Here is a 21,516-nt window from a genome sequence, read left to right as displayed (position 1 = left end):
CGGTATGATCGACCGTCGTGACGGATGTGGCGGTAGGCGGACGACGCGCGAACAAGCGCGGCATACAGTCGCGCGAGAGCATGCTGGAGGCGGCGATCACCTCGCTGGCCACCGGCGATCCCGCGGCGGTCTCCGGCAACCGCATCGCCCGCGACATCGGCGCGACCTGGGGCGTCGTCAAATATCAGTTCGGCGATATCGACGGCCTGTGGGCAGCGGTCCTGCGCCACACCGCCGACAAGCGCGGCGACCTACCGGCGGGGCTGGAACCGGACGGCACACTGCGCGAACGGGTCGCCGCCCTGATCGGCGCCATGGCGGAGGGGCTGCGCCGCCCCGAATCGCTGGCCATCGAGACCCTGCGCGCCGCCCTGCCCCGCGACCACGCCGAACTCGAGCGCGACTACCCGCTCACCGCCGCCGAGTTGGCGTCGTGGAAACCCAACTGGGACATGGCCTGTCAGCGCGCGTTCGCGGATCTGCGCCTGGACCCCGACCGGGTCCGCCGGGTCGCCGCCCTGATCCCGGCCGCGATGCGCGGCATCACCTCCGAACGCACGCTGGGCACCTACGGCGATCTGGACGACGCCCTGGAAGCGCTCGTCGGCGGAATCGTCGCCTACCTGGAGACCTGACTCACAGCACACACCGCGCGTCCGCGGACGGGGTCGTCCCGTGCACCAAGTACGCCGCGACGGCGTCGTTCACGCACGCGCTGGCGCCCGAGAGCGCGATCGTGTGCTGCTCCCCCTCGACCGCGAGCAGTCCGCCGCCGAGTTCGCGCGCGAGCGAGACGCCGCCGTCGAAGGGCGTCGAGGGATCACCGGTGATCGAGATCGTCAGCGTGGGAGCGAGATTCGTCACCCCGACCGCGTAGGGGCTGCCGAGGGTCGGCGCGGCGGGCCACGCCTCGCACCCGTCGCGCGCGCCCTCGGGCCCGCGACCGGCATCGGTGTACGGCGCGACCTCCTGGATGCGCTGTTTGAGCGCGACCTCCTCGGCCGGAGTGCGGCGTTGCTCGTCCATGCAGTTGATCGCGAACAGCGCCTCGTTGAAATTGCTGTAGCGCCCCGCGGCGTCCCGTCCGCCGAACGCGTCGCCCAGCGCCGTGAGGGTGTCGGCCCGGCCCTGGCCGATCTCGGTGAGTCCGCGCGTGATCGCGGGCCACGCGGTCGAATCGTAGAGTCCCGCCGTCACCGCGCCGTACACGGCGTCGAAATCGACGCGCCGCCCGTCGGCGAGCACGATCGGCCGATCGGTCAGCGGGCGGGCGATGCCGAGGAAGACCTCGGTGGCCCGCGCCGGATCCGGGCCGAGCGGGCAGTCCGGGCGGGTCGCGCAATCGGCGGCCATCTCGTCGAAAGCCCTCTGGAACGCGGTGAACTGGTCGACTCGCCGCTGCACCGTGCCCACCCGCGGATCGATCGCGCCGTCGAGAACCATCGCCCGCACCTTGTCCGGGAAGGTCTCGGCGTACACCGCGCCGAGGCGGGTGCCGTAACTCTGGCCGAGGAAGTTCAGCTTCTCGTCACCGAGCACCGCCCGCAGCACGTCCATGTCGCGCACCGCGTCGCGGGTGCCGACGCTCGCGAGCACGTCGAGGCCGCCCGACCCGCGCGCGCACCGTTCCACCAAAGCGCGGGTGTCCCGGTCGGTCCACGAGCCGTCGCCGACGGTGATCGAGGTCTTCGACGCGCCCGCGTCGATCTCGGCGTCGGTGAAACAGTCGATGGCCGGGGTGGAGGCCCCGACCCCGCGCGGATCGAAACCGATCAGGTCGAAATGTTCGGTGATCGGACTGTTCGCCCAGGTCTTCGCCCCGACCGCGGCCATGCTCATGCCGGGACCGCCCGGTCCGCCGGGATTGAGCAGCAGCGACCCGATCCGCTCGCCGCGCGCAGGGGACCGCAACAGCGCGACGGTTCCGGTGCGGCCGCCGGGATCGGCGTAGTCGAGCGGCACTTCCAAGCGCGCGCACTCGAAGGCCGGATCACTGGCGAAGGCCCGTTCGTCGATCTGGGTGGTGGCGTAACCCGCGCAGGGACCGAAATCCACCTTCTGGTCGTAGAACTTCCGCGCCGAGGGCGGTTCGTCCCCACCGCAGCCCGCCAGAGCGGTGACCAGCACGAGCGCGGCGGCGCAGGCGATTCCCCACCTCCGCGGGGCGCGAGCGGTCCGGCGGTCGGTGTGGGCTGTTCTCATGCGGGTCGACTCCCGTCGTCGCGGATCTGGGCGGTCGGCGATCTCGCCCGGCTGTCGGGTAACCCGGAGAGAATGTCCGGTAGGGACGTTCCCGCGCGGGCCGTTCGTAATCAGGGTCGAGTCAGCCGACCGGCGCCGCCACGCCCCGACCCTCGACGGGCGTCGGATTGCGCAGGATCACCGCGGCGATGCCGATCGAGACCAACAGCAGCCCGGCCCCGACCGCGAAGGCGAGGCGGTATCCGGAGGTCAGCGCCTCGGATTCGGCGACGCCCGCCGCGACCCGCGCGGCGCTGCGCTGCGCGGCCAGCGTGGACAGGACCGCCACGCCCAGGGCCATGCCCAACTGCTGGGTGGTGTTGAACAGCCCCGAGGCCAACCCCGCGTCGGCGGGGCCCGCGCCGGACATTCCGAGTCCGGTCAGCGCGGGCAGGGCGAGTCCGCCGCCGGCGACCAGCAGCATCACCGGCAGCAGATCGGTGACGTAGTCGGCGTGCACCGGCAGCCCGGTCAGCAGTCCGAGGGCCAGGGTGAGCGCGGCCAGGCCGATCATCAGCGTCAGACGTTCGCCCACCCGGGCGATCACGCGCGCCGAGACCACCAGCGAGATGACGGCGATGGCCAGCGCGGCGGGCAGCATCGCCAGTCCGGTCTCGAGCGCCGAATAACGCAGGACGCTCTGCATATAGAGGGCGATGAGGATCTGGAAGGAGAACATCGCGCCGATCATCAGGATCTGCAGGGCGTTCGCCCCCGCGACCTGACGCGAGCGCAACAGGCGCAGCGGCATCAGCGGGGTGCGGGCCTTGGCCTGCCGGAGCAGGAAACCGCCCAGCAGGACGACGGCCGCGACCGCGCCGCTCCACCGCACCTCCGGTTCCACCACCGCCGCGATCAGCGCCATCAACCCGACCGTCACCAGGCCCGCACCGAGCAGGTCGGCACCCGCACGCCACCCCAGACCCGCGTCGGCGGGGACGAAGACGACGGTCAGCGCCAAGGCGGCCACACCGATCGGCACGTTGATCAGGAAGATCCAGTGCCAGCTCAGCGCGTCGGTCAGCACGCCGCCGAGGACCTGCCCCAGCGACGCCCCCGCGGCCCCGGTGAAGGCGAAGACGCCGAAGGCTTTCGCGCGCTCGTCGGGTCGGGGGAACAGCGTCACCACGATGCCGAGGGAGACCGCGCCGGACATGGCGCTGCCGACGCCTTGGAGGAAGCGGGCCGCGATGAGGACCGACGGGTCGGTGGCGAGGCCGGCCAGCACCGAGGCCGCGACGAAGACGCCCGTGCCCGCGAGCAGCACCCGGCGGCGGCCGAGCAGGTCGCCCAGGCGGCCGGAGAGCAGCAGCAGACTGCCGAAGGCGATCAGGTAGGCATTGACGACCCAGGTCAGCCCCGCCGCGGAGAGTCCGAGGTCGGCCTGCATGGCGGGCATGGCGACGGTGACGATGCTGCCGTCGAGGATGGTCATCAGCATGCCGGTGGCGAGTACCGCCAGCGCGGCGCCGCGAGAGGAGATCACGAAAAGACCGTAACAGATAATCTGTTACGGAACTATCTATTACCGATCTACTGTCGGGCTCGGCGCACTCCGGCCGCTTCCACCGGATCGGCCAGATGTTCGGCGGCCAGGCGCTCCATCGCCCGCACCAGGACGTCGCGGTCCGCGGCGGGCAGCGAATTCAACGCCGCCGCGTGCACGCCGTCGGCGATCTCCTGCCCGCGCCGGGCGATCTCCGCGCCCGCCTCGGTGACGACGATGATCCGGGCCCGCCGATCGGTGCTCGACGGCACCCGCCGCGCGAATCCCGCCTTCTCCAGCGCGTCGACGGTGGCGACCATGGTCGTCTTGTCGATGCCGCGGATCTCCGCCAACTGCGCCTGGGTGCGCTCCTGCCCGATGGCGTGCAACAGCACGCACTGCATGCGCGGGGTGAGCCCGATCTCGGCGAGCGCCGCCGCCATCCGGGTGCGCAGGACGTGGCTGGTGTGGTCGAGCAGGAACGACAGGTCCGGCTCGACGACGCGCGGGACGGTCATATCCCCGAGCCTAGCAAGCCGTTCGACAGCGGATGATCCGCCGCGGAACCATCGTCTCGGCCGATCACACCGACCGGTCACGCGAAGGATTCGGGGCAGGACGGACTCTTGCCCTGTATCGGGGGCGCGGCGCATGATGTCAGTCGGACCGACCCGGTCCGAAAAGTCGCCACTCCGTTCACCCGAGGTGTCCCCTATGTTCACCAAGACCACCAAGATCTCCGCGGCCGCCGCCATCGCGCTGTCGCTGGGAGCCATCGCCGCGCCGGCCGCCTCGGCCGCGCCCGCCACCACCGTGCCCTCCGCCACCGCGGTCGGCTCGGTCGCCGTGTGCCTGAACGTCCCGATCGGACCGTTCAGCATCAGCGTCTGCCTCTGAGGTCGGCAGGTGCGCGGCCGGGCCCTCGGCCGGCCGTGCACGACCCGCCCGCTGTCGGCTTCCGATCTCCCCCCCGGATGATTCAGCGTCCCGGGGCGGGGTAGGGCCGGTAGTGGGAGCGAGTGCCGATCGCTCCCACCGTGTAGATGTTCGACGCTTCCCAGGTTGGCGTCGAACCCCGCCCCGGTCGGCGCCCCCCTCTCTGCGCCGGCCGGGCGGGACACGGGAAAGGCGACCCGCCGACGCGAACAGGACGGTCCCCCGATGACGCCGTATAGTGTTCCGGGACAGCGCCGTTCGCGACGATGACCTTCTTCGTCGGCACCTCCGGTTGGCAGTACCGGGACTGGCGCGGCGTCCTGTATCCGCCCGGCCTGGCCCAACGGTCGTGGCTCGAGCACTACGCCGAGCGGTTCGCCACCGTCGAGATCAACAACGCCTTCTATCGTCTGCCCAGCCCCGAGACCTTCGCCGGATGGCGCGAGCGGACGCCGCCGGACTTCCGGATCGCGGTCAAGGCCAGTCGATTCCTCACCCACGTCAAGCGGTTGCGCGAACCCGAGGAACCGGTGCGGCGACTGCTCGAGCACGCCGGGAACCTCGGCGCGAAGCTGGGACCGATCCTGCTGCAACTCCCGCCGACCCTGCCCGCCGACCCCGACCTGCTCGACCGCTGCCTGCGCTGTTTCCCCCGCGAGATCCGGGTGGCCGTCGAACCCCGGCACGACACCTGGTGGATTCCCCGCGTACGCGCGGTCCTCGAGCGGCACGGCGCGAGCCTGTGCTGGGCCGACGCCGGATCACGCCCGGTCACCCCGCTGTGGCGCACGGCGGACTGGGGCTACCTGCGCCTGCACCACGGACGCGCGCGGCCTTGGCCGCGCTACGGGTCCACCGCGCTGCGCTCCTGGGTCGACCGCCTACGCGAGACCTGGTCCACCGAGGACGTTTTCGTCTATTTCAACAACGATCCCGGCGGCGCCGCCCTCCGCGACGCGGTCACCTTCGCCCGCCTCGCCGCCGCCCGCGGCGTCACCGTGGAACGGACACCGACCGCGATTCCGGCGGCCCCGTCGTAAACCGTTGCCGAGTCGTTCCCATCGGGTCGCTTTTCAGCGAAATCGCTGGTTGAACGCACAAACGGCGGGTAGTCGGAACAGGGAGCGGGTGGGACTGCCCTCCGTACCCGCTCGGGCGATCCGGCGCCGCTCACCCTGCTCGGGGCGGTGGCCGCTCGCCACAGTTCGCCCTGCCGGAGCCGGGAGAGACCGTCCGGCAGGGCGGACCAGGAACCCGGGGAGGAAGGCGACGGGCCGCCGTCACTGCGGCGACGGCGGCCCTCGGCCGTCCGAGCCGACGCCGTTGTCGACCCGAACGCGCGATCGGCGGCGGTGACCCGCCCGCGCGACCGCGTCTCACGGCGGCACTGCCGCCCGGCAGCGGACTACCCCATTCGTCACGAAACGAACCAATCGGCCTGCGCGCGGAATGTGGTTCGGCTCGGCCGGCGGGGGTATGCCGTGGCCGTGCGCGCGGCACCTCGCGGCGCGGACGCGGCATCTCGAACGAATCGGAGAAGATGATGCTCGGTCTCGGAATCATCGGTTGGATCATCATCGGCGGCTTGGCCGGATGGATCGCCAGCAAGATCATGAAAACGGACGCTCAGCAGGGCATCCTGCTCAACATCGTGGTGGGCGTCATCGGCGGCCTGCTCGGCGGCTTCCTGCTGAAACTGTTCGGCGTCGACGTCGAAGGCGGCGGCCTCTGGTTCAGCTTCTTCACCTGCCTCGGCGGCGCGGTCATCCTGCTGTTCCTGGTCCGGTTGGTCACCGGTCGCCGCGGCGCGGTGCGCTGACCCTCGGACGCGCTGCGCCGTCAGCGCCCAGCCCGAAATAGCGACGGTCCGAAGCTTTCCGGCTCCGGACCGTTGCTGTTTTGCCCGGCCGGTGGCCGACTCTCGGACTATCCGACACTCCGGTCGTCCTGGGCGCGGCCTCCGACGGCCCGGCCGGCGTCCGTGCTCGGCCCGGCCGGCGTCTGCGGTCGACTCGGTCAGCGTCCGCCGTCGCGCCGCCTCAGTCGGCCTCCGCTGTCACGGCTAGTTCGCGGCGCAGCGAGTCCAGGATGCGCGCCAGCATCCGTGAGACGTACATCTGGGAATGCCCGAGGCGTTCGGCGATGGCGGCCTGCGACAGGTTGTCGAAGAACCGCCACACCAGCACCTGCCGTTCCCGCTCGGGCAGCGCGGCCAGCAGCGGTCGGACCGCCATCGCGTCCTCGAGCAGGCCGTAGCAGCGTTCGTCCGCGCCCAGGCGCGCCGAGATCGGCGCGGCCGCCGACTCCCCGTCCTCGGTGCCCGCGTCCAGCGAATCCGCGCGATAGCAGTTCGCGGCGACCAGCGCCTGGGCGACCTCGGCCTGGTCGATGCCCAGTTCGGCGGCGATCTCGCCGGGTCGCGGCGACCGGCCCAACCGCTGGCCCAACTCCTCGACGGCGGGCGCGACCAGCGCATGCACCTCCTTGGTGCGTCGCGGCACCCGCACACTCCAGGTCTGGTCGCGGAAATGGCGACGGACCTCGCCCATCATGGTCGGCACCGCGAACCCGAGGAAACTCGATCCGCGAGCGGGGTCGAACCGGTCGACGGCGGCGACCAACCCGAGGCTCGCGATCTGGTGCAGGTCGTCGTAGTCGACGCCGCGCCCGGTGAACCGGCGCGCGATGTGTTCGGCCAACGGCAGGCACAGGCCGATGATGTGTTCGCGCAGCGCCCCGCGGTGCGGATCGTCCGGCGCGAGGGCGGCGAGTTTGTCCAGCCACGGCTCGATGTTGTCGTAGGAGTCGCCGCCACGCTGCGGCGATCGGGATGTCGTTGGCGGATTTCCGTTCATGAGTGGCCTCAGGTTCGGGGACGACTTCCGGTGAGAGCCCGGGTAGCCAGGGTTTCCGCCCGCCAAACCCTCCGATCGCGAAAAATTTCCGGCGGTGTCAGCGCGCGCGTCGATCCTTCCCGTCGCGGGGGCGTCCCCGGCCGGGCGCGCCGTGTCCGTTCGGGCCGAACAGGACGCGGTCCAGCGAGACGCGCAGCGCCGCCAGATCGCTCGGGGCTCCCATCCGCGGCAGATGCTCGACCACCATCGCCGCCACCTCGCGCGCCTTGACGTTGGTGGCCTGGGAGGCGGCGCGCAGAATCGTGAACGCCTCCTCCGCCCGCACCCCGTAGACCAGCATCACCGCACCCTTGGCCTGCTCGATGACCTGCCGCGCCGCCGCGATCGCCGCCTCGTCCCCGTCGAGGGTTGCGTAGTCCTCCATGTCAGCCACCTACCCGCGGCGGCGGTCCCGGACACATTTCGGTGCCCGGGACCGATTCAGGGGCGTTCGTGCACGGTCAGCAGCAGGTGGTCGAACAGGGTGCGGGTGCGGGTGTTCGCGCCGCCGAAGTCGACGAGTCCGGCCACCAGTTTCTCCGAGAGCACCCGCAGTTTGGTGTTGGTCTCCTGCGAGCGCCACACCAGGACCGCGAACGCTTGTTCGGCGTTGATGCCGTAGATGGCCATCAACGCCCCTTTGGCCTGTTCGATCACCTCGCGCACCGCCAGCAGTTCGGGTAGTTCCTCATCGATGATCTCGCGCCGTTCGGCCGCGACCGTGTCGGTGACGTCGACGTAGAACCCGGAGGTCCCCACGACCATGCCGTCGTCGTCGTGTAGTTGGTCGCCGACGACCAGCACGTGGTGCACGTGCCCGGCGGTGTCGATGATCCTGTGGCGGCTGCTGAACGGCAGTCCGGTCTCCACGACCGTGGCCAAGGTGTCGGCGACCTCGTCGCGGTCCTCGACGTGCTTGTGCGCCAGCAGCAGCTCGGTGGTCGGCGCGACCTCGCCCGAGCTGTAGCCGTGCAAGGCGGCGACCTCGTCGGACCACTCCCAGCGCTCGTCGGCGAACCAGAACCGGAAGCTTCCCGTCAGTAGCGGAAACCGGGGCTCCAAGCCCGATTTCATCGTCTCGTGGTCGTACACGCTCTCATTATTTCCGCCACCGGAAGTCACAAACAGCTCAGGTGGCACTGTCGACCGAACAAGAGGACAGAAGTCCTCGAAAATGAGGACTTCTGTCACCGATCCGGGTCCACCACCGTCCACGAAACACTGTCGAGCCCCTGTTTCCTGCGTCTGAAACACACCTCTTTCATCTCTAGACTCACCCGGGGGCGGCCCGAACCGGTCCGCCTGCGGTATCGCAGAAACGAGATTCAATGAGAATTTCCGCAGGACACGGCCTCTCAGCGATCGGCGCGGCAGCCGCCGCGCTGGCGGTCGCCGCGCCGCAGGCCGCGGCGGCGCCCGGCTACTACACGATGTCGCTGTCGAGCGCGACGATCGTCGCGGGCTGCGCCTACACGCTGTCGATCGATGAACCGCCCTCCCCCGCCTCCGCGAGCTTCTACGACAACGGGACCCGGATCGGCTCCACCTCCGGGTCCGCGTACCTGACCGGCGAGCTCGAGACCCGATGGACCCCGGCGGCCGCGGGATCACACACGCTCACCGCCTCGGTCGGCTATCTCAGCGCCGCGGTGTGGGTGGAACCGCTGACCGTGCAGGTCGCCGCCGACGGAACGTGTAGCGGTGGCGGATTCAGCTCGCTGCTGCCGAGCCTGTCCGGCTAGGGACACCGTCGTTTGACGCCGCGCCGCGAGGGTAATGCATCGGTGCCAAGGAGGTGGGTGCCATGCCATCGTCCGCCCTCGCGGATCTGCGCTCCACGACGACGACCGACCCCGACGGACATCCGGCCGTCGAGGTGTCGCTGACGGTCTCGAGTACCGCCGAAGACGTCTTCCGGGTGCTTCAGGACGGTTGGTTGTACGCGCTGTGGGTGGTCGGGGCGTCCCACATCCGCGCGGTGGACGAAACCTGGCCCGCGCCGGGTTCCCGCATCCACCACAGCGTCGGGCCGTGGCCGCTCACGCTGGACGACGCCACCGAAGTGCTCCGCGTCGACCCGCCGTGGTCACTGGAACTGCGCGCCAAGGCGTGGCCCGTCGGCACGGCCTGGATCCGCCTGACCACCCATCCCGCGCCCGAGGGACGCACCGAGATCTGCCTGGCCGAGCGGGCCGACGGCGGACCGGGTCGTCACCTCCCCCTCGCCGCGCAACGAGTGGCGCTGGCCCCGCGCAACAACGAATCACTGCGCAGGCTGGCCCATCTCGTCGAGGGGCGACACGGGTAACGCTCAGCGGGCGCCGGGCCCCGGGTGGGCCAGGGCCGCCACCGCCATCCGAACATTCGCGCGACGCAGCGCGTCGTAGGCCGCCGTGTCGTCACGGTCGTGACGCAGTTTCTCGGCCGCGTCGGCCTGGGCCTGACGCGCGCGCGACACGTCGATGCGGTCGGCGAATTCGATGGCGTCGGCGTACACGCGGACGGCGTCGTCGGTGGCCTCGACCCGCCCGCCGTGCACCGCGGCGGGCCAGCCCCGCGAGCCCGAACAGATCGTCAGCACGCCGACATCCAGGTCGGCGCGCAGGTCAGGACCGCCCGGTTCGAGCAGCGACTCGCCCTCGGTGGTCGGCACGCGGACCGAGGTGGCGAGGAAGGCGAACTCCCGATACCCCGGGACGCGCAACGTCACCGCCATCGTGGCGCCGACCCGTTCGGCGGCGCCGCTCGCGCGCCTCACGGTCGCTTCCCGGCCCGGATCGCCGCGGCGCAGCGCGACCGCGCGTACTCGTCTCGCATGCGTACTCCCCTCGCGTGGATCGTATCCCGGCGTCCTTACCCCGCGGCGGTCACGCCGAAACAGCGCGAATCCGCGGAGAAACCGACCGGACGCGAACTGCGGACTCTGCCGCCACATCCGACACGGCCTGCAAGGCGCTGCGGGAAGGTTTTGTTCCGCAACATCTCTCGCGAATCGACCCGGCTGACTTCGGCCTGCCGCTGCGTCCGTTCGCCCTGCCGCCGGAGGGACCCGGGGCCTCGCTCACCGCGATCGGCTGACCCGCGTTTCACCACCGCGTCGCCGGGTAGCCGGCCGAAGACGCCCCGCGCCCGACGGAGGAAAGGCCGACACGATGACGGCGATCTGGTCGCACGACCGCAAGACTCCCACCCGCCTGCCGCTCACCCCGGATCGCCGCCACGACCACGTGGTGGTCGGCGCGGGCATCACGGGGCTGGCGACGGCGTTGCTGCTGGCCCGCGCGGGAGCGGACGTCGCGGTGGTCGAGGCCCGCGAGATCGGCGCGGGCACCACCGGCAACACGACGGGCAAGGTCAGCCTCCTGCAAGGCGTGCGCGGTCAGGACATCGCCGAACGGCATTCGATGGAGACGGTGCGCGCCTACATCGACGCCAATCGCGACGCCCAGCGGTGGCTGCTCGAATACTGCCGCACCGCCGGGGTCGACGTGCAGATCCGCGACGCGATCACCTACGCGCAGGACGAGTCGGAACTGCGCGCCGTGCGCGCCGAACACGACATCGCCCGGCGTTCGGGCCTGCCGGTGGACTTCGTCGACGCGATCGATACGCCGTTCCCGTTCCACGGCGGCGTCCGACTGCCCGAGCAGGCCCAGCTCGACCCGATGGCGCTGCTGATGGCACTGGCCGCCGACGTGGAGTCCCACGGTGTGCCGGTGCACGAGTCGACCCGGGTGCGCGGTGTGGGACGCGGCCACGACGGCGACCACGTGGTGCACACCGATCAGGGCGACCTGCGCGCGGGCCGGATCGTGCTGGCGACCGGCACCCCGATCCTGGACCGCGGCGGGTTCTTCGCGCGAGTCACCGCGCAGCGCTCCTACCTCGCCGCCTTCCGCATCGGCGGGCCGGTCCGCTCGGAGATGTTCCTCAGCGCGGGCTCACCGACGCGTTCCCTGCGCGATGCCCTGTCCTCGGCGGGTTCGGTGCTGCTCGTGGGCGGCAACGGGCACGGCGTCGGACGCGCCGCGGACTGCGCCGAACGCGTCGAGGACCTGATCGACTGGACCCGGAGGCACTACCCCACCGCCGAACCGGTCGCGACCTGGTCGGCCCAGGACTACCGGCCGGTCGGCGAACTCCCCTACGCCGGTCCGCTGCTGCCCGGTGGCGACCACATCCTGCTCGCCACCGGCTACGCCAAATGGGGGTTGACCAACGGTGTCGCCGCCGCCCTCGCGCTGACCGGACGCGTCACCGGCGACGCGCCGCGCTGGGCCCGCGCCTTCGCCACCTGGCGGGCGCCGGTCCCCAAGGCCGTTCCGGCGGCGGTCGAGGCCAACGGCACGGTGGCGCGCGAGATGATGACCGGCTGGTTGGCCGCGCTGCGCCCGGAAGGGCAACCCGCCCCCGCCGAGGGCTGCGGTCACGTACGCCGCCACGGGTTGCGACCGGTCGCGACCGCGACGGTCGACGGCGTCACCACCGAGGTGTCGGCGGTGTGCCCGCACCTGTACGGGATCGTGCGCTGGAACTCGGCCGAGAAATCCTGGGACTGCCCGCTGCACGGCTCGCGGTTCGCCGCCGACGGGACGGTTCTCGAGGGTCCGGCCACCGCGCCACTGCCCGCCGCGGGAGCGCCCCGAGTGACCGAGCGGTCGCCGAACTGACCACGTTCGTGGCGCACGGAAATCCCCGGCGCGCGGCACGCACCGGGGATCTCGGTGAACTCAGGCGTCGGCGGCTTCGCGCAACTCGCCCAGGATGCGCGAGAGCATCCGCGAGATGTGCATCTGCGAGACGCCCAACTGCTCGGCGATCCGCGACTGCGACTGATTGTGGAAGAAGCGCAGATAGAGCACCCGGCGGTCCATCTCCGGCAGCCGCGCCAGCAGCGGCGAGACCACCATGGACTGCACGGTCAGTTCGTATTCCGGATCCTCGGCCCCGTAGGTCTCCGCGATCGGGGCCGCGCCCGCCACATCGTCGTCGTCGTTGCCGCCGTCCATCGAATCGGTGCGGTAGGCGTTGCTCGCGAGCAGCGCCTGGGTGACCTCGGACAGGTCGATGTCGAGTTCGACCGCGATCTCGATCGCCTTGGGCATGCGGCCCAGCCGCTGCGACATCGCCTCCACCGTCGGGCCGATCATCAACTGGATCTCCTTGGTGCGGCGCGGCACGCGCACCGCCCAGGTGTGATCGCGGAAGTGCCGCCGGATCTCGCCCATGATCGTCGGGACGGCGAAGGCCAGGAACGAACTGCCCCGGTCGGGATCGAAGCGGTCCACCGCGAGCACCAAGCCGAGTCCGGCCACCTGGTTGAGGTCGTCGTAGGTCTCACCGCGCCCGGTGAAGCGACGGGCGATGTGGTCGGCCAGCGGCAGGCAGCGCCGCATGATCTGTTCGCGCAGCGCGCGCCTGCCGGGATCCTCCGGCGCCAGGGCGGCCAGTTCGGCCAGCGCGGTTTCGATGCCTTCGTAGGAATCGGTGCCCCGTCGTTTGCGATCGGCTGTCGTCAGGTCGACCGTCACTCGTTCGATCATCACGTACCTCCATGCCCGCGAGGTCCGGAGGCGGAGCTCACTGCTGAACCACGCGCCCGGGTCAGGCCATCCTTCGAGCCTGCCGGCCGGAGTCGCCGGAGTCAGTACGGGAAACGCAGGATCGCGACGCCGGAGGGACGTAGAACGAAGTCCGGGTGGCGGCGCGCCGCGCCGGGGTGCTGTTTGGTCGCTCGGGGGACGGGTACCGTCCGAGCACGTCAGGTCGTCCGCGCGGGTCGGGCGGCGCAATCGGGAGCGACGGCGAACGGCAGGGAGCGGCGCGATGGCGGCCACGCACGCAGTACCGACGGTCGGAGTCGAAGAGGAGTTCCTGCTCACCGACCCCGACACCGGCGCACCCACCCCGCACAACGTCCGGGTGGCCGACGCGGCGAAGGCGGCGGGCCTGGATCTGCAACTCGAGCTGACCAGTTGCCAGGTCGAGACCAGCACCGGCGTGCACTCGAGCATCGCCGACCTGCTCGACGAACTGCGCACTTCCCGGCGCACGGTGGCCGACTGCGCGGCCGACAACGACGCCAGACTCCTGGCGGTCGCGGTGCCGCCGACCGTGCCCGAGGGCTTCCCCGTCACCGACACCCCGCGCTACCAGCGCATCGCGCACACCTTCGGCCTGCTCGCCCACGAACAGGGCCTGTGCGGCTGCCACGTACACGTCGGGGTGCCCGACCGCGAGTCCGCGATCCTGGTCGGCAACCACGTGCGGCCGTGGCTGCCACTGCTGCTCGCCCTGACCGCCAATTCGGCGATCTACCGAGGCAGCGAGACCGGGTACGCGAGTTGGCGCAGCATCCTGTGGCGACGCTGGCCCAGCGCGGGTCCGCCCCCGTTCTTCGCCTCCGTCGACGACTACGAGTCGATCGTGGCGATGATGCGCGCCAGCGGCAGCATCCTGGACAACAAGATGGTCTATTGGGACGTGCGGCCCTCGGAATCCTTTCCCACCGTGGAGATCCGGGTCTCCGACGTGGCCGCGACCACCGAGGAGGCCGCGCTGCTCGCGGCACTGATCCGCGGCCTGGTGGCCACGGGGTTGCGGGCGCTGCGGTCGCGCGAGTCCGCGCCGCCGGTCCCGGCGGAGGTGCTGCGCGCCGCGTACTGGAACGCCGCCCACTCCGGTCTGGACGGCGCGGGCCTGGACCCGGTGGCCGGACGACTCACCCCGCACCGCGACCTGCTGACCCGCCTGGTCGAATACATCGGACCAGCCCTGCGCGAATCCGAGGACCACGCCTTCGTCACCGAGACCCTCGCGGTGGTTCTGGCCCGCGGCAACGGCGCGCGCCGCCAACTGCGCGCCCTGCGCGCCCGCGGCGAGATCGCCGACGTTGTCGCCGAAGTCGGCCGCGCGACCCTCGAGGGCTGCCCCTGACCGTGCGTCCGGACTATTCGTAGGCGGGATACGGATGGTCCCGCAGCGCCCGCGCCAGATGCGCGGCATTGCGGGCCACCGCCGCGTTGACCCGCGCGACCGCCTCCGGGGTGCTGTCCAGATCGTTGTAGTCCACCCCGCCCATCGCCTCGCCGTTCCAGTACGTGCCCCCCTGGGCGGGCACGGAACAGCCGATGTCGTTCAGCGCCTGGAACAGGTCCGCGGTGATCTTGTGCGCGCCGTCCTCGTTGCCGACGACCGCGGTGATCGCGACCTTGCCGACCAATCCCGGCCTGCCCAGGTCGTCGGTCTCCGACAACTCCGCGTCCAGACGCTCCAGCACGCGCTGGGCGACCGAGGACATGTGCCCGACCCAGGTCGGCGTGGCGATCAGTAGGATGTCGGCCGCCCGGACCCGCGCCCGCAGCGCCGGCCAGGCGTCCCCTTCGCCCTCGTCCGCGCTCACGCCGGGACGGACGTCGTGATCCACCACCCGCACGCACGATCCCGCGACACCGTGCCCCGCCAGAGCGTCGAGCACCTGACTGGCCAGCAGTTCGCTGCTCGAGGTGGACGGCGACTTCTTCAGACTGCACACCAGGGCCAGTGCGGTCACCGGGGGATCGACGGGCATGGTGGACGACCTTTCTCCGAGGACGGTGGGTGATCGTGGCGCGGCTACCCCGCGCCCTTCCGATCAATCACCGCCCCCGGGCGGCCGCTCAGTGTCCGCACTGATCCATCAGGTGCAGCCCTTCCTTGGCCTTGACCCGGCGGTGTTCCAACGTCACCCAGGCGACGCCCACGGTCGCGAACAGGAACGCCAACGCGGCCGAGATCACCGCCCAGCCCTCGAATCCGTAGCCCGCGGCGGTGAGCGTGGCGGCCAGGGCGACCAGCGCCAGCGCGCACAGCACGATGCCGGGGAAGTTGTAGCCGTCGGCGAGCGCCTCACCGGCGTGGCTGCGGGAAGTGCGCTGTTTGTCCGGGAATTCCGACGCGCTGCGCGGGAACGACGGTGCGGGGTGCATCGGTGCGGTATCGGCCATGACGAACTCCTCGGTTCGGGGCCCGACGTGCGACCCCCTGCCGGGGACGGCAGTGCGTCCCGCTCGTCGGCTATGCATCGGCAATGACCTGTCGATGCGTTTCACCCTACGCCCGAACCGCGGTTTCGGGCCGAAGATCGCCGATCCGGCGATCTCACCGCTACACACCCCTGTTTGTCGACCTCCGGGCCGGGCACCCGGAGGACATCCGACGCTCACCGAGCGGGTCCGGCTCGCCGCAGCGCAGCGGCCACGGATCGTATCCCCGAACTCCGAGGAGGATCCCTTGCCCGAATTCACTTCCACCCTGGTGAAATCCGTCTTCGACGCGGGTGCGCGCCTGCGCAACGCCCGCGTCTTCCACCCGCGCGGCGTGCTGCTCTCGGGACGCTTCCACGCGGCGGCCGATTTCGTGCCGTGGTTCGGCGCGGGCGAACGCGCGGTCATCGCGCGACTGTCCAAGGGCGTCGGCACACCGACCGGCCTGCCGGACGTCATGGGCTTGGCCTTCCGTGTCCTGGACCGCGACGAGCGGCCTTGGGATTTCGCCTTGGCGACCACCGGCAGCAGCACACTCGGCCGCTTCGTTATCACCCCGGCGCTCGGCTGGTCCGGCGCGCGTTACGGCAGTCTGCTGCCCTACCGGTTCGGCGACTCGCCCGCCACCTGGATCTTCGCCGAACCGGGTGCGGGCCAACCCGACTCGGCCTCGCTGGTGAGCATGGCGCGGCATCTGCGCGAACACCCGCTCGAATTCGAGATCACGGCGCGCGAACTGAATTCCGCGCCACGACGGGTCGGGGAACTCGTCCTGCACCACGCCGAGGCGCACGAACACCGCACCGACTTCTACGACCCGGTCCTCAACCACCCCGACGACGTCGAACTCGAACCCCGCGTCGTCGCGCGCCTGCGCGAATTCGCCTACCAGGGCAGCCGCGCCGGTCGCGGCGAGCAGCTCTGAACCCGCCGCCGTTCGACTTGACCTGAAGCTCGCTTCAGGTTATACCGTTCGGTCATGGCGTGCACGTGGTCTTCGACAGCGTGGGCGGAGCACTGGGTGCGGCGGCGGCCGACCTGCTGGTCGACGGCGGCAGATTCTCCGGCTACGGCATGGCGGGCGGCGCGCCGACGACCGTCACCGAGGCCGTCGCCCGCGGTCGCTCGAAGCACGGAAGCGGGTCACCTACCGGGTGACCCGCTTCCGAGGGTGGTGATCAGACGGCCGGGGACCCCTCGGCCTCGACCGCCTGCTCCGTGGCCTGCGGGACCGCGAGATCCGGGGCCGGGCCGAGGGCGCGCGGCGGCGCGGTGAGGCCCTGGGTGGCACCGACCGTCGCGCCGATGCCCGCGCCGATGGCCGCCAGCGGGGCCGCCATGAGCGCCGCGCCGTAGACCGCACCGACCGGGCCCGCGGCCAAGCCGATCGGGGCGAAGGGCAGGCCGATGGCGAGGCCGAGCGCACCGCCGAAGCCCGCGCCGATCAGGGCGAAGGGACTGGCCACCGCGGCGCCCGCGGCCGCGCCCACCGCCGCCGCGCCGACGGTCTGGCTCGCGATCCGGTCCGAGCGGGTGCGTTCCATGCCGACCGAGTCGAGGAAGGTCGCGATATTGGCCTCGGTCACCGCGGCGGCGTCGTTGACCTGAATGGCGGGCTCGCGGGGCAGCCAGTCCGGCGACTCGACCTGCACGTCACCGAAGCGCAGCATGCCGGGCGGCGGCGCGATCGGCGGCACCGCCTCGACGGGGACGGGCATGTGCAGACCCTCCACCGGCGACAGGTAGTCGGCGTTCGGGAGCGGACGCGCCCACTGCAACGAGCTCATGATGTCGTCGGGGATACGGGTGCCCAGGTAGGGCCGCACGTTCGGCACCTCGGCGGCGGGCCACTGCGGCGAGTCGCCCGGTTCGTCGATCGGCGTGGCCGTGTTCTCCTCGGCGACGACCTGGACCCGCGGGCCGAATCCGGCCTGGCTCACCGGAAGCTGCGCTTCGGGGGCCGCTTCGGCCGTGCCGCCGCCGACGAGCGTGAGCACGACGGGTACCGCGCCCGCCACCACCATCGACCCCATCTTCTGCCGGCGCGGACCGACAACCCTGTGCTTACCGGTACCCATCTTCAACCCTTCATCCTGAAAGAGACCCTGTCCATTCGCATTCGGATCACCGGGTGACCTGGATGGGTGCGCCGGCCGTGGCCCACGCCCGGATCGTGCCGCCGATTCGGCGGTGCGGACATAAGTTATTGGGTATTCTGCGTCTGAATTTGCCGTCTACATGGCAGTTATCGAGAATATGTAACCAGAAAATCGCTCTCCAAAGCTCGCCGTACCCACCCCCATGAGCGCCGCGCCGACCGCAGCCGATCGGTGACCCTGTGCGGCCCCCGCGCGCCCCCGGACCGGCGATCGCGTGGAGTGGAAGGAAATCAGCGATGTCCCTCGCCCCCGGCAACGACGCCGACCTCCGACCCGAACACGCCGAGATCGTCCGCGCCACCCTGCCGTTGGTCGGCGCGCACGTCGACGAGATCAGCACCGTGTTCTACCGCCGCCTCTTCCAGCACCACCCCGATCTCGAACGCGACCTGTTCAATCGCGCCGACCAAGCCGACGGCGACCAACCGCGCGCGCTCGCGGCCTCCATCGCCGCCTTCGCGACCCACCTGGTCGACCCCGCCACCCCGCGTCCGGCCTCGATGCTCGCGCGCATCGCCCACAAACACGCCTCCCTCGGCGTCACCGTCGACCAGTACGCCGTCGTGCACCGGCACCTGTTCGACGCGATCGTGGAGGTCCTCGGCGCCGACACCGTCACCCCGCAAGTCGCCACCGCCTGGGATCACGTCTACCAACTGCTCGCCACCACGCTCATCGAGCGAGAGATCGACTTGTACTCGAGCACCGGCACCGAACCCAACGACCCCTTCCGCCCGGGACTGGTCACCGCACGCGTGCAGGACACCCCCGACGTCGCGATCTACACCGTGGAATCCGCCGACGCCGCCACCCCGACGCCCGATTTCCTTCCCGGCCAATACATCTCGGTGCGCGTCACACTGGCCGACGGGGCGCGGCAGATCCGGCAGTACAGCCTGGTCAACGCACCCGGCGGCGGCACGCTCGAATTCGCGGTCAAACGCCGTCAGGTGCGGCCGCCGCATCCGGCGGGCGAGGTGTCCACATGGCTGCACGACAATCTCGTCCCCGGCGACACCGTCGAATTCACCCACCCGTTCGGCCACACCACCATCGACACCGAGGCCACCACTCCCCTGGTGCTGCTGTCGGCGGGCATCGGCATCACCCCGATGATCGGGATTCTCGAGCACATCGCGGCCAACTCCCCGCGGCGACCCGTCACCATCGCCCACGCCGACCGCTCCCCCACCACGCACGCCTTGCGCACCCGGCAGCGCGATCTCGCCGAACGCCTGCCCGCCGCGACGCTCGCGCTCTGGTACACCCAACCCACCCCGGGGTCGCGGCAGGGCGCCCTCGACCTCACCCTCCTCGATCTCCCCGCCGACGCCGACTACTACCTGTGCGGCTCACCGGAATTCCTGCGCACGATGCGCAAGGAACTGCGCGGCATCGCGGTCCCCGACGACCACATCGACTGCGAGCAGTTCACGCCGGTGGATTGGCGCCACCTCTCGGCGTGAGCACGGACCGGGCCGCGCCCCGCCGGTGCGGCCCGGTCGACTCAGGTCGCGCGAATCCGTTCGCCCCCGCCTCGTTTCGCCTGGCACGGCGGACCGTCCCACAGTTTCGAGCACGGCAGCGAGGGAAGATCGGCTCGGATCTCGTCGTCTACGACCACCGTCACCTCGAGTTCGGCGTGACAGGTCCTCAGGATCCGGGCGACATCGTCGGCCTGCGCGGCCGAGGCGATGTAGTCCAGCGTCAGCGTTCCGACCCGGACGCGGATGTGCCGGAGTTGTTTCGGGAAGTCACCGGGTCGCGGCTCGGGAGCCGGGACGGTTGCTGCGGCACTGGCCGATCCTGCTGCGGTGGCTTCCGCGAGTGCCGCGGAGGCCGGTGTCATAGCGCACCTTTCTGCGTCGTTGCCACGAGAGTGCCACCGGTCGGACTGTGCCGACCGTGACCGGATGGCCCGCGCCGAGCGCCTCGGTCGCCCGGATATCGGCTCCGCGCCACCCGATCGAGACCACCAGAATATACATTCACATGGTGCGCGAAAACCAGCTTTCACCAGGACTACATTCGAGGAATTCTTAATAACATATTGACACTCGGCACCGTCGCCCCAGCTCCGCGACGCAGAGGCGGTACGGACTCGTACGACGTTCCATTCGCCGATTGCCGATCCGCCTGTCGCCCGCGGCCGCCCCCCGCTCGACACCTTCGGCTCCCGATGTGCCGCCGCGCATTTGCCGACGATGTGCCGAGCTGCGACCACCGATACGCTCCCACGCCGACTCCCCTTCGACACACCCCCGGAAGATCAATTAACTTTCAGCCCGCCACGCCATGCCCGCCCTCGTGCGGCATGATGAAACATCGCTGTTTCGATCGAAATCACCGTCACTCGTCCATCGATCCGCCACGGACGTAGGAATCGGGGTGAGAGAATGGTGGGAAACATAGGTCGACCGGCACGGAGAGGATCACCGCACCGCCACCCCGGTCGGCGGACCGACGGGGAAAGGATCGAGTCATGTTCGTCGCGCCCGCGATGCTGCCGAGTCTGATCTACCTCAGGACCGCCGCGACCGCCACCCTCGAGGCCGCCTCGATCCTGCGCGAACTCGCCTCCCGCCCCGCCGATCCCACCTCGGTGCGCGAGCGGGTCCGCCTGCTCGAGCACGCGGGCGACGAACTCACCCACCGCCTGCTCAACGATCTGGACAGCGCCGCGCTCACCGCGCACGAGCGCGCGAACCTCTACCGGGTCGCCAACACCCTCGCCGCGGCCCTCGACCACATGCGCACCGCCGCCGTGCTGGCCGACATCCACACCCTGACGAGACTGCCGCCCGAGACCCGCGCGCTGATCGACACCGTCGTGGACTGCGCCCGCCTGGCCGCCACCGCGCTCACCGACATCGCCGAGCCACGGCGCTTCATCGCCTCGACCGGCGAACTCGACCGACTCGCGAACCGCGCGCCCACCCTGCCCGCCGAACCGTCGGATCCCGCGGTCAACGAAGTCCACGACCAGTTGTCGGAAACCGTGCGGGCGCTGTGCGCGGTCGGCCGCAGCGCTACGGTCGTGGCCGCCGACGCCCGCGCGGGAGAACGCACCGAATCGCCGTGAGACGAGCTGGCATGTTACTCACAGTTCCATCTACTTCCGCTGTCCGGCGAACTTGAATCCTGCACTACCCGGGTTCGCGGGCAATCAATTCCGAACTCGACGCCCACCCGCGCGCCCGCGCTGCTCTTACGGTGTCCAACGGCCCTACGCAGGGCGATTCCGGTAGCGCGCGTAGCCAGATCGCCGCCGCACCCAGCGGCGTCGCCGTAGACCGCCAGCAAACCCGATCGCCAAACCTCCGCACACCGCCCGACAATGGCGTAAGTTATGCACGGTTCCAGCACGTGACGTGGCACACAACGGGCCGCGCCACCGAAACCGCCGGTCCGCGACCCGCACCGCCCCCACGGCCAACCCCAGAAACGAACGGCCCTCCGATGAGCATCACCAGCGACACACCCAAAGTGGTGTCCCGCGTCCACATCCACGAGATCGTCAACTACTTCGGCAAATGCCACGACTGCGGCTATCCCGCCACGGCCGCCGTGCACGTCACCACCTATCGCGACGGCACCACCGAGTCCGCGGTCGTGGCCACCTGCGGCACGCCGTGCGGCTGGTCCGGCCCCGCGGCCGTGACCACGATGAGCGGCGAACCGCCGGTGGTCCACGAGGGCCGCTCGCGCGTCACCTACTGAGTCCACCTCGCGCGGCGGCGACCGCCACCTGAGAATCCACATCAACTTGTTGATCT

Annotated in this window: 25 protein-coding genes; 13 read left to right on the top strand and 12 right to left on the bottom strand. The window is 70.7% G+C overall.

The window, feature by feature from the left end; genetic code table 11:
* Positions 1–26 precede the first annotated feature (26 nt).
* The gene (locus tag ON30_RS35420) at positions 27–635 is read left to right on the top strand and encodes a TetR/AcrR family transcriptional regulator (protein ID WP_051030459.1); all 609 of its coding nucleotides are present in this window, start codon (positions 27–29) and stop codon (positions 633–635) included.
* 1 nt (position 636) lies between these two features.
* Here ON30_RS35420 and ON30_RS35415 read toward each other — a convergent pair whose 3' ends face one another.
* From ON30_RS35415 to ON30_RS35405, 3 genes are all read right to left on the bottom strand, one after another.
* Positions 637–2,202 (bottom strand): alpha/beta fold hydrolase, encoded by a 1,566-nt coding sequence (locus ON30_RS35415; RefSeq protein WP_051030458.1) that lies wholly within the window; start codon positions 2,200–2,202, stop codon positions 637–639.
* Between the two features lie 121 nt (positions 2,203–2,323).
* Positions 2,324–3,727, bottom strand: coding sequence for an MFS transporter (locus ON30_RS35410; RefSeq protein WP_218006348.1), 1,404 nt, complete (start codon positions 3,725–3,727; stop codon positions 2,324–2,326).
* Between the two features lie 47 nt (positions 3,728–3,774).
* Positions 3,775–4,245, bottom strand: a complete 471-nt coding sequence (locus tag ON30_RS35405; RefSeq protein ID WP_040714845.1) for a MarR family winged helix-turn-helix transcriptional regulator — start codon at positions 4,243–4,245, stop codon at positions 3,775–3,777.
* A gap of 196 nt (positions 4,246–4,441) precedes the next feature.
* Here ON30_RS35405 and ON30_RS35400 point away from each other — a divergent pair, with 196 nt between their 5' ends.
* The 3 genes from ON30_RS35400 to ON30_RS35390 all read left to right on the top strand — a co-directional run bounded on the left by ON30_RS35400 (position 4,442) and on the right by ON30_RS35390 (position 6,482).
* The gene (locus ON30_RS35400) at positions 4,442–4,624 is read left to right on the top strand and encodes a hypothetical protein (protein ID WP_040714842.1); all 183 of its coding nucleotides are present in this window, start codon (positions 4,442–4,444) and stop codon (positions 4,622–4,624) included.
* Positions 4,625–4,929: 305 nt separating this feature from the next.
* The gene (locus tag ON30_RS35395) at positions 4,930–5,703 is read left to right on the top strand and encodes a DUF72 domain-containing protein (protein ID WP_040714841.1); all 774 of its coding nucleotides are present in this window, start codon (positions 4,930–4,932) and stop codon (positions 5,701–5,703) included.
* A 503-nt stretch (positions 5,704–6,206) separates the two neighbouring features.
* Entirely contained in the window at positions 6,207–6,482 is a 276-nt protein-coding gene (locus ON30_RS35390) for a GlsB/YeaQ/YmgE family stress response membrane protein (protein WP_040714957.1), read from the top strand.
* Between the two features lie 220 nt (positions 6,483–6,702).
* On the opposite strand, the gene ON30_RS35385 is transcribed toward ON30_RS35390, so the two are convergent.
* From ON30_RS35385 to ON30_RS35375, 3 genes are all read right to left on the bottom strand, one after another.
* Entirely contained in the window at positions 6,703–7,518 is an 816-nt protein-coding gene (locus tag ON30_RS35385) for a SigB/SigF/SigG family RNA polymerase sigma factor (RefSeq protein WP_040714839.1), read from the bottom strand.
* Positions 7,519–7,615: 97 nt separating this feature from the next.
* The gene (locus ON30_RS35380; protein ID WP_040714838.1) at positions 7,616–7,942 is read right to left on the bottom strand and encodes an ANTAR domain-containing protein; all 327 of its coding nucleotides are present in this window, start codon (positions 7,940–7,942) and stop codon (positions 7,616–7,618) included.
* 56 nt (positions 7,943–7,998) lie between these two features.
* Positions 7,999–8,631 (bottom strand): PAS and ANTAR domain-containing protein, encoded by a 633-nt coding sequence (locus ON30_RS35375; protein WP_051030477.1) that lies wholly within the window; start codon positions 8,629–8,631, stop codon positions 7,999–8,001.
* 254 nt (positions 8,632–8,885) lie between these two features.
* Between ON30_RS35375 and ON30_RS35370 the strand changes: the two genes are divergently transcribed.
* Together ON30_RS35370 and ON30_RS35365 are read left to right on the top strand one after the other, a co-directional pair.
* Complete coding sequence (locus ON30_RS35370; RefSeq protein WP_040714835.1) at positions 8,886–9,299, top strand: hypothetical protein; 414 nt, start codon at positions 8,886–8,888, stop codon at positions 9,297–9,299.
* Positions 9,300–9,361: 62 nt separating this feature from the next.
* Positions 9,362–9,865, top strand: a complete 504-nt coding sequence (locus tag ON30_RS35365) for an SRPBCC family protein (protein WP_245554350.1) — start codon at positions 9,362–9,364, stop codon at positions 9,863–9,865.
* Positions 9,866–9,868: 3 nt separating this feature from the next.
* On the opposite strand, the gene ON30_RS35360 is transcribed toward ON30_RS35365, so the two are convergent.
* Entirely contained in the window at positions 9,869–10,315 is a 447-nt protein-coding gene (locus ON30_RS35360) for an ATP synthase subunit epsilon domain-containing protein (RefSeq protein WP_040714833.1), read from the bottom strand.
* A 394-nt stretch (positions 10,316–10,709) separates the two neighbouring features.
* Between ON30_RS35360 and ON30_RS35355 the strand changes: the two genes are divergently transcribed.
* Positions 10,710–12,227: an FAD-dependent oxidoreductase gene (locus ON30_RS35355; protein WP_051030457.1), complete on the top strand. Its 1,518-nt coding sequence runs from the start codon at positions 10,710–10,712 to the stop codon at positions 12,225–12,227.
* A 60-nt stretch (positions 12,228–12,287) separates the two neighbouring features.
* On the opposite strand, the gene ON30_RS35350 is transcribed toward ON30_RS35355, so the two are convergent.
* Positions 12,288–13,100, bottom strand: a complete 813-nt coding sequence (locus ON30_RS35350; protein WP_051030456.1) for a SigB/SigF/SigG family RNA polymerase sigma factor — start codon at positions 13,098–13,100, stop codon at positions 12,288–12,290.
* Positions 13,101–13,383: 283 nt separating this feature from the next.
* Here ON30_RS35350 and ON30_RS35345 point away from each other — a divergent pair, with 283 nt between their 5' ends.
* Entirely contained in the window at positions 13,384–14,493 is a 1,110-nt protein-coding gene (locus ON30_RS35345; protein WP_040714831.1) for a glutamate--cysteine ligase 2, read from the top strand.
* Between the two features lie 13 nt (positions 14,494–14,506).
* Here the strand turns inward: ON30_RS35345 and ON30_RS35340 are convergent, their stop codons facing one another.
* On the bottom strand, positions 14,507–15,127 hold the full coding sequence (locus ON30_RS35340) for a flavodoxin family protein (RefSeq protein WP_040714829.1): 621 nt from the start codon (positions 15,125–15,127) through the stop codon (positions 14,507–14,509).
* 88 nt (positions 15,128–15,215) lie between these two features.
* Positions 15,216–15,542, bottom strand: coding sequence for a hypothetical protein (locus tag ON30_RS35335; protein ID WP_245554349.1), 327 nt, complete (start codon positions 15,540–15,542; stop codon positions 15,216–15,218).
* Positions 15,543–15,828: 286 nt separating this feature from the next.
* On the opposite strand from ON30_RS35335, the gene ON30_RS35330 reads away from it, so the two are divergent.
* A complete protein-coding gene (locus ON30_RS35330) occupies positions 15,829–16,506 on the top strand; it encodes a hypothetical protein (RefSeq protein ID WP_051030455.1) in 678 nt (225 codons plus the stop codon).
* Positions 16,507–16,571: 65 nt separating this feature from the next.
* Positions 16,572–16,739 (top strand): hypothetical protein, encoded by a 168-nt coding sequence (locus ON30_RS40480; RefSeq protein WP_174387643.1) that lies wholly within the window; start codon positions 16,572–16,574, stop codon positions 16,737–16,739.
* A 20-nt stretch (positions 16,740–16,759) separates the two neighbouring features.
* Here ON30_RS40480 and ON30_RS35325 read toward each other — a convergent pair whose 3' ends face one another.
* Positions 16,760–17,659: a hypothetical protein gene (locus ON30_RS35325; protein ID WP_051030475.1), complete on the bottom strand. Its 900-nt coding sequence runs from the start codon at positions 17,657–17,659 to the stop codon at positions 16,760–16,762.
* 317 nt (positions 17,660–17,976) lie between these two features.
* Between ON30_RS35325 and ON30_RS35320 the strand changes: the two genes are divergently transcribed.
* On the top strand, positions 17,977–19,206 hold the full coding sequence (locus tag ON30_RS35320; RefSeq protein WP_040714827.1) for a globin domain-containing protein: 1,230 nt from the start codon (positions 17,977–17,979) through the stop codon (positions 19,204–19,206).
* A 41-nt stretch (positions 19,207–19,247) separates the two neighbouring features.
* Here the strand turns inward: ON30_RS35320 and ON30_RS35315 are convergent, their stop codons facing one another.
* The gene (locus ON30_RS35315; RefSeq protein ID WP_040714825.1) at positions 19,248–19,589 is read right to left on the bottom strand and encodes a hypothetical protein; all 342 of its coding nucleotides are present in this window, start codon (positions 19,587–19,589) and stop codon (positions 19,248–19,250) included.
* Positions 19,590–20,222: 633 nt separating this feature from the next.
* Between ON30_RS35315 and ON30_RS35310 the strand changes: the two genes are divergently transcribed.
* Together ON30_RS35310 and ON30_RS35305 are read left to right on the top strand one after the other, a co-directional pair.
* The gene (locus tag ON30_RS35310; RefSeq protein WP_040714823.1) at positions 20,223–20,822 is read left to right on the top strand and encodes a DUF47 domain-containing protein; all 600 of its coding nucleotides are present in this window, start codon (positions 20,223–20,225) and stop codon (positions 20,820–20,822) included.
* Positions 20,823–21,199: 377 nt separating this feature from the next.
* Positions 21,200–21,460, top strand: coding sequence for a hypothetical protein (locus tag ON30_RS35305; RefSeq protein WP_040714821.1), 261 nt, complete (start codon positions 21,200–21,202; stop codon positions 21,458–21,460).
* Positions 21,461–21,516: the final 56 nt, after the last annotated feature.

The organism is Nocardia takedensis NBRC 100417, from assembly GCF_000308695.1.
Classification (GTDB): Bacteria; Actinomycetota; Actinomycetes; order Mycobacteriales; family Mycobacteriaceae; genus Nocardia; species Nocardia takedensis.
The sequence above is the reverse complement of the archived record's forward strand: the minus strand, read 5'-3'. Positions and strand labels throughout refer to the sequence as shown.